Genomic DNA, 5,685 nt, shown 5'->3' on the forward strand with positions numbered 1-5,685 from the left:
GGCCAGGCAGTCGCGCAGCGCGCCCGCGTGGGCGGCCTCGCAGATGCCGCCCTTCTCCCAGCGGTCGATCTGGCGGGCGAGGGTATCGCCATGCAGCTCGCGGCCCTGGTGGGGCACGGTCCAGCGGGCGGGTGCCGCATCGCCGCTGCCGCGCAGTTGCAGCGTTTGCAGGCGGCGCTGGGGCGTGTTCATTGCGTCGGCCAGAGCGTGGGGTTGGCCGGCGCGCATGAAGGGCAGTTCGCGCCAGGCCGCGGCGAGGCCGACGCGTGCCGAGGCGACGACACCCACGGGCCGGGCCGCTTGAGCTTGCACCAGGGCGCACCAATGGGCGGGGTAGGCGTGGCGCCAGTCGTGTTCGGCGGCGACGGCGTCGGCCGCGGTTGCGTCCAGCCCACGCAAGGCGGCCGCGATGATGCGCTGGCCCGGCGCGCCGGTGGCACGCTTGCCCTTGGCATCGAGGGGCCATTGCAGGCCGGGCGCGTCTGTCATCGGCGCACTGGCGGCTCTTGCGTCGGCAGGCCGGCTGCGGCCAGGTCGGCGTTGACCAGGGCCCAGGCGGACTCGAAGTTGTCGGCGCGGCGCACCGGGCGGCTGGCGCGCCAGATGTCCATCAGCGCCGGCAGGCGCTCGATGCCGGGGATGCCGGGGCGCACCAGGAAGACGGTGGACAGGGAGACGATGCCGCGCGAACCGAAGGCATCGATGCTGGCGCGCAGCTCCTGCAGCGCATCGGCGTCCATCTGCAGGCTGCCGCGGATCTCGAGCAGGTCACCGAAGCGGCGGTCGGCCGGCAGGCGCTTGCCGGCCAGCGCGACGGCGCGCTTGACGGCTGCCATCAGCGGTGCGTCGAAAGGTCCTTCGGCGATCGACACCATGACGCGGCCATGCACGCCGACGCTGACGCGGCCGAAGCTGGGCTTGACGACCGGATGCCGGGAAGGGGGAAGTGAGGGGCCGGGGCTCATGATGTGAGACGATTTTGCATGCTCGAGAGCACGCTCGATGAAGGAGTCATGGCAATGTTGACCTTGTACGGCACCAAGGGTTCGGGTTCGGCGGTCATCGAGGCGGCGCTGGCGCGCGCCGGCCTGGCTTACACGACCGTGGACGCAGCCTCGTGGAACCCCGGGCCCGGGCGCGATGAGCTGCTGCGCGTGAATCCGCTGGGGCAGATTCCGACGCTGGTGCTGGCCGACGGCACGGTGCTGACGGAGAGCGCCGCCATCCTCATCCACCTGGGCCTGACGGTGCCGCCGGGGTTGCTGCTGCCCGCCGACGCCAGCGCGCGGGCGCGCGCCATCCGAGGCCTGGTCTATGTGGCGGCCAACTGCTATGCGGCCATCAGCGTCATCGACTACCCCGAGCGCTGGTGCGAGCCCTGCGACGACGCAATGAAGGCGCAGATCCGCGCCGGCACGCGGGCCCGCCTGCACGAGCACTGGCGGCTGTTTGCCGACCAGTTCGAGATCGGCTTCGAGGCCGGCGTGCCCGGCGCGCTGGAGCTGCTGGCCACGGTGGTGTCCAAGTGGTCGGGGTCGCGGCCCTTCCTGCAGGCCGAGCGGCCGAGCTTCTTCGCCCAGTTGCTGCGCGTGGAGCAGCATCCCGAGGTGGCTGCAGTGTTCCAACGCCACTGGCCATGAAGCGGGGGCTGGCAGACGCCGGCCAGTTAATCGGTTCGCAGGTCAGGGAGCACCGCACAGGCAGTGCACGGCGGCGGCCTTGTCCCACTGGCCGCGGGCGGCGAACTGCGACAGATCCTTCAGCATCGCCAGCTCCTCGCGCACCGGCGCGGGCAGGGCGTCCAGGCCCAGCGAGCTGCCGATGGCCGCGGCGATGGACGGCGCCAGTGTGTCGGTCAGCGACGCCAGCAGCCGCTCGCTGCGGCTGAGGTCGCGCTCCACATAAGCCAGGCGCGGCTTCTCGCCCTCCTTGACCTCAAGCTTGGCCAACTGGACGGCCGTCTGCACGGCATCGTCGAAGCTGCCCAGGCGGTCGACGAGGCCGCGCTCCTTGGCTTGCGAGCCCGTCCAGATACGGCCCTGCGCGACGGCATCAATTTTCTCCGGCGTGCTCTTGCGCGCCTGGGCCGCGAGGCTGGTGAAGCGGCCGTAGATGTTGTCGATGCTGGCCTGCACGGTGGCCTGCAGGCGCGGGTCCAGCGGGCGGCGCGGGTCGTAGCCGCCGGCCAGCCACGTCGTCGTGACGCCGCCGGTGTGCAGCGACAGCTTGTCCATCAGCCCTTCGGCGGTGGGCAGCATGCCGAACACGCCGATGCTGCCGGTGATGGTGCCGGCGTCGGCGATGACGGTGTCGCTGGCCATGGAGATCCAKTAGCCGCCCGAGGCCGCCACGTCGCCCATCGACACGACGACTGGTTTGCCGGCCTTGCGGGTCAGCTCCAGCTCGCGGCGCAGGATCTCGGAGGCGAAGGCGCTGCCGCCCGGCGAGTTCACGCGCAGCACGATGGCCTTGATGGCCTCGTCCTCGCGGGCCTTGCGGATCAGGCGGGCCGTGGAGTCACCGCCGATGCGGCCCGGGCCGGCATCGCCATCGACGATCTCGCCCTCGGCCACGACGATGCCAATGCCGGGCTGCAACTTGTTGGGCGTGCCGGCGTCCTTCACATAGGCCAGGTACTGGTTCAGCGAGATCTGGCGGAAGCTCTTKCTGTCCTCGTCCTTGGCGCCCTTGGCAATGAGCAGTTCGCGCATTTCGTCGCGCGTCTTCAGGCCGTCGACCAGCTTGGCCTGCAGGGCCAGCCTGGCCGTGTCGCCCTGCGTGGCGGCAAGCAGTTGCGGCAGCCCGGCGATGCCCTTGGCGATGCTGCCCGCCTCCAGTTTGCGTGCGGCCTCGATGCTGCCGGTGAAGCCGCTCCACAGCTCGCCATAGACCAGGCCCTCGGACTCCAGCGTCGCGGGGCTGGGGCCATTGGCCGTGTAGGTCTCGGCAAAGTTCTTGTAGGTGCCGACCTTGATGACGTGCGGCGTCACGCCGATGCGGTCCAGCGCGTCCTTGTAGTAGGTGCGGTAGCGGCCAAAGCCTTCGATGCCGACCATGCCCATGGGATGCAGATAGACCTCGCCGGCCTGGGCGGCGAGGAAGTAGCCGCGCTGGCTGTAGCTGTCGGCATAGGCCAGCACCGGCTTGCCGCTCTGCTTGAAGCGCTGCAGCGCGCTGACGACCTCGTGCAGGCCGGCCAGACCTGCGCCTTGCAGCTCCTCGACGTCCAGCAGCAGGGCGCTGATCTTGTCATCCTTGGCGGCCTGGTCGAGCACGGCGAGCACGTCGCGCAACCGTGTCTGGTGCGGCACGCTCTGGCCGCGGGCCTGGGCTGCCAGCTGCTCGCGCGGGCTGCCGGAAAACTGTTCGACGAGGCTGCCATCGAGCTTGAGCACCAGCGTCGTCTTGTCGGCCAGCGGCTTGGGACCGCGCGTCATCACGGCGGTGACGAAGATGACGAGGAGCAGCAGCACGAAGAGATTCATCAGTGCGCGGCGCGTGCCGTCAAGCAGCCACCAGGCCTTGGAGAACAGCCAGCCCAGCGTGGAAAAAAAGGACTTCATCGACAGCTACCTTGAGGGTTGATGCGGGCAATTGTGAGGTCAGGAGCCTGAGCGGCAGCGGGCGTGGCCCGCGCCGAGGCGATTTGCGGGGCCAGGCCAGGCGCCGGCGAGGCGTGGGTAGGGACCCACAACGAGCCGGTAACGCCGCATGGCCCCGCAAATCGCTCGGCCCTCCGGGTTGTGACTGGCAAGGGCGCAGGCGTTGTTGCTCGTCGTTGCGGGTACGCACCCGCTGCCTCCTCGCGCCTAGCCTGCGCCCTTGCCAGTCACAACGCGGGCCACGCCCGCTGCCGCTCAGGCTCCTCCGGCCTTAGCATCCGTCGGTCACGGTTTAAGGACCCCTCATGCTTGCCTGGCCCAGCTGGACACGACGCATCAACGAGTATTTCCCGCTGCGCTATCTGACGTGGATGTTGTGCGGCCTGCTCGCGCTGTTCTTCGCCATCGGTTGGATGGGCGGGCTCGTCGACGGCGTGCTGGTCGTCGTCTTCCTGGGCCTGACGTTGMTCGGCCTGCGCGATACCCGTCAGACGCGTCATTCCATTCTGCGCAACTATCCCGTCATCGGCCATCTGCGCTTCCTGCTGGAGTTCATCCGCCCGGAGATCCGCCAGTATTTCCTGGAGGGCGACAACGATGCCGCGCCGTTCTCGCGTGCCCAGCGCTCCATCGTCTACCARCRCGCCAAGGGCGAGGCCGACCAGCGCCCTTTCGGCACCCAGCTGGACGTCAGCGCGCGCGGCTATGAATGGATCAACCATTCCCTGGCGCCGACCCATCTCACCAGCCACGACTTCCGCATCACCATTGGCGCGGGCCGGGCCCAGCCCTATTCGGCCAGCGTCTTCAACATCTCGGCGATGAGCTTCGGTGCGCTCAGCGCCAACGCCATCCTGGCGCTGAACAAGGGCGCGAAGCTCGGCGGCTTCGCCCACGACACGGGCGAAGGCTCGATCAGCGCCCACCACCGCGTGCATGGCGGCGACCTGATCTGGGAGATTGGCTCGGGTTATTTCGGCTGCCGCAATGACGATGGCAGCTTCAGCCCCGAGCGCTTCGAGGCCGCTGCCCGCGACCCGCAGGTCAAGATGATCGAGCTCAAGCTCAGCCAGGGCGCCAAGCCCGGCCACGGCGGCGTGCTGCCCGGCCCGAAGGTGACGGCGGAGATTGCGGCCGCACGCGGCRTTCCCGAGGGCGTGGCCTGCATCTCACCGGCCCGGCACAGCGCCTTCTCGACACCCATCGAGATGATGCAGTTCATCGACAGGCTGCGCACGCTGTCGGGCGGCAAGCCCACCGGCTTCAAGCTTTGCATCGGCCACCCCTGGGAGTGGTTCGCTGTGTGCAAGGCCATGCTGGAGACCGGCATCACGCCCGACTTCATCGTCGTCGATGGCGCCGAAGGCGGCACGGGCGCCGCGCCGCTGGAGTTCACCAACCATGTCGGCGCGCCGGTTCAGGAGGGCCTGCTGCTCGTGCACAACTCGCTGGTCGGATTGAACCTGCGCGACAAGATCAAGATCGGCTGCGCCGGCAAGGTCACGACCGCCTTCGACCTGGTGCGCCTGATGGCGCTGGGCGCCGACTGGTGCAACGCCGGGCGCGGCTTCATGTTCGCTCTGGGCTGCATCCAGGCCCAGGCCTGCCACACCGGCCATTGCCCGACGGGCGTGACCACGCAGGACCCGGTGCGCCAGCGCGCCATCGTCGTGCCCGACAAGGCCCAGCGCGTCGCCAACTTTCACCAGGGCACGCTGAAGGCGCTGAAGGAACTCGTCGAGGCCGCCGGCCTGTGCCACCCGCAGGAAATCACGGCTCAGCACATCGTGCACCGCCTGGACAAGCACGAGGTCAGGTTGCTGGCCAACCTGCTGCCTTTCGTGGAGCCGGGTTCGCTGCTGCGCGGCGACATGAGGCACAACACCTTCAGGATCTACTGGCCGCTGGCCAGCGCCCACAGCTTTGCGCCCCAGGGCGCCATCGAACGTACCGCTGCCGCGTGAATCTCGGGCCGGCGCCTGGCGATCCCCTCCTTGGACGAGGGGCCCGCGCCCGCGGGGGATGGCGCCTACAAGTTAGGGGGATGGCGACCAAAACGCGCACAATGCGCAGCGGTTACATC

Annotated in this window: 5 protein-coding genes; 2 read left to right on the forward strand and 3 right to left on the reverse strand. The window is 69.2% G+C overall.

From position 1 onward, the window contains the following. On the reverse strand, positions 1-489 hold a 489-nt coding region (locus AC1DU6_RS18260), incomplete at its 3' end, for a hypothetical protein (RefSeq protein ID WP_477858737.1). Next, complete coding sequence (locus AC1DU6_RS18265) at positions 486-965, reverse strand: hypothetical protein (RefSeq protein WP_056200222.1); 480 nt, start codon at positions 963-965, stop codon at positions 486-488. The genes AC1DU6_RS18265 and AC1DU6_RS18260, both read right to left, overlap by 4 nt. Positions 966-1,019: 54 nt before the next feature. On the opposite strand from AC1DU6_RS18265, the gene AC1DU6_RS18270 reads away from it, so the two are divergent. Then, complete coding sequence (locus AC1DU6_RS18270) at positions 1,020-1,640, forward strand: glutathione S-transferase N-terminal domain-containing protein (protein WP_056201277.1); 621 nt, start codon at positions 1,020-1,022, stop codon at positions 1,638-1,640. A 42-nt stretch (positions 1,641-1,682) separates the two neighbouring features. On the opposite strand, the gene sppA is transcribed toward AC1DU6_RS18270, so the two are convergent. After that, complete coding sequence (gene sppA / locus AC1DU6_RS18275) at positions 1,683-3,563, reverse strand: signal peptide peptidase SppA (RefSeq protein ID WP_477858739.1); 1,881 nt, start codon at positions 3,561-3,563, stop codon at positions 1,683-1,685. A 344-nt stretch (positions 3,564-3,907) separates the two neighbouring features. On the opposite strand from sppA, the gene AC1DU6_RS18280 reads away from it, so the two are divergent. Further along, positions 3,908-5,566 (forward strand): FMN-binding glutamate synthase family protein, encoded by a 1,659-nt coding sequence (locus AC1DU6_RS18280; protein WP_477858741.1) that lies wholly within the window; start codon positions 3,908-3,910, stop codon positions 5,564-5,566. Positions 5,567-5,685: the final 119 nt, after the last annotated feature.

It is taken from the genome of Roseateles sp. P5_B10, assembly GCF_056400485.1.

Excerpts from the sequence above, each read along its gene's own strand:
- AC1DU6_RS18265 (WP_056200222.1), bottom strand. The coding sequence starts at position 965 with ATGAGCCCCGGCCCCTCACTTCCCCCTTCCCGGCATCCGGTCGTCAAG.
- AC1DU6_RS18270 (WP_056201277.1), top strand. The coding sequence starts at position 1,020 with ATGTTGACCTTGTACGGCACCAAGGGTTCGGGTTCGGCGGTCATCGAG.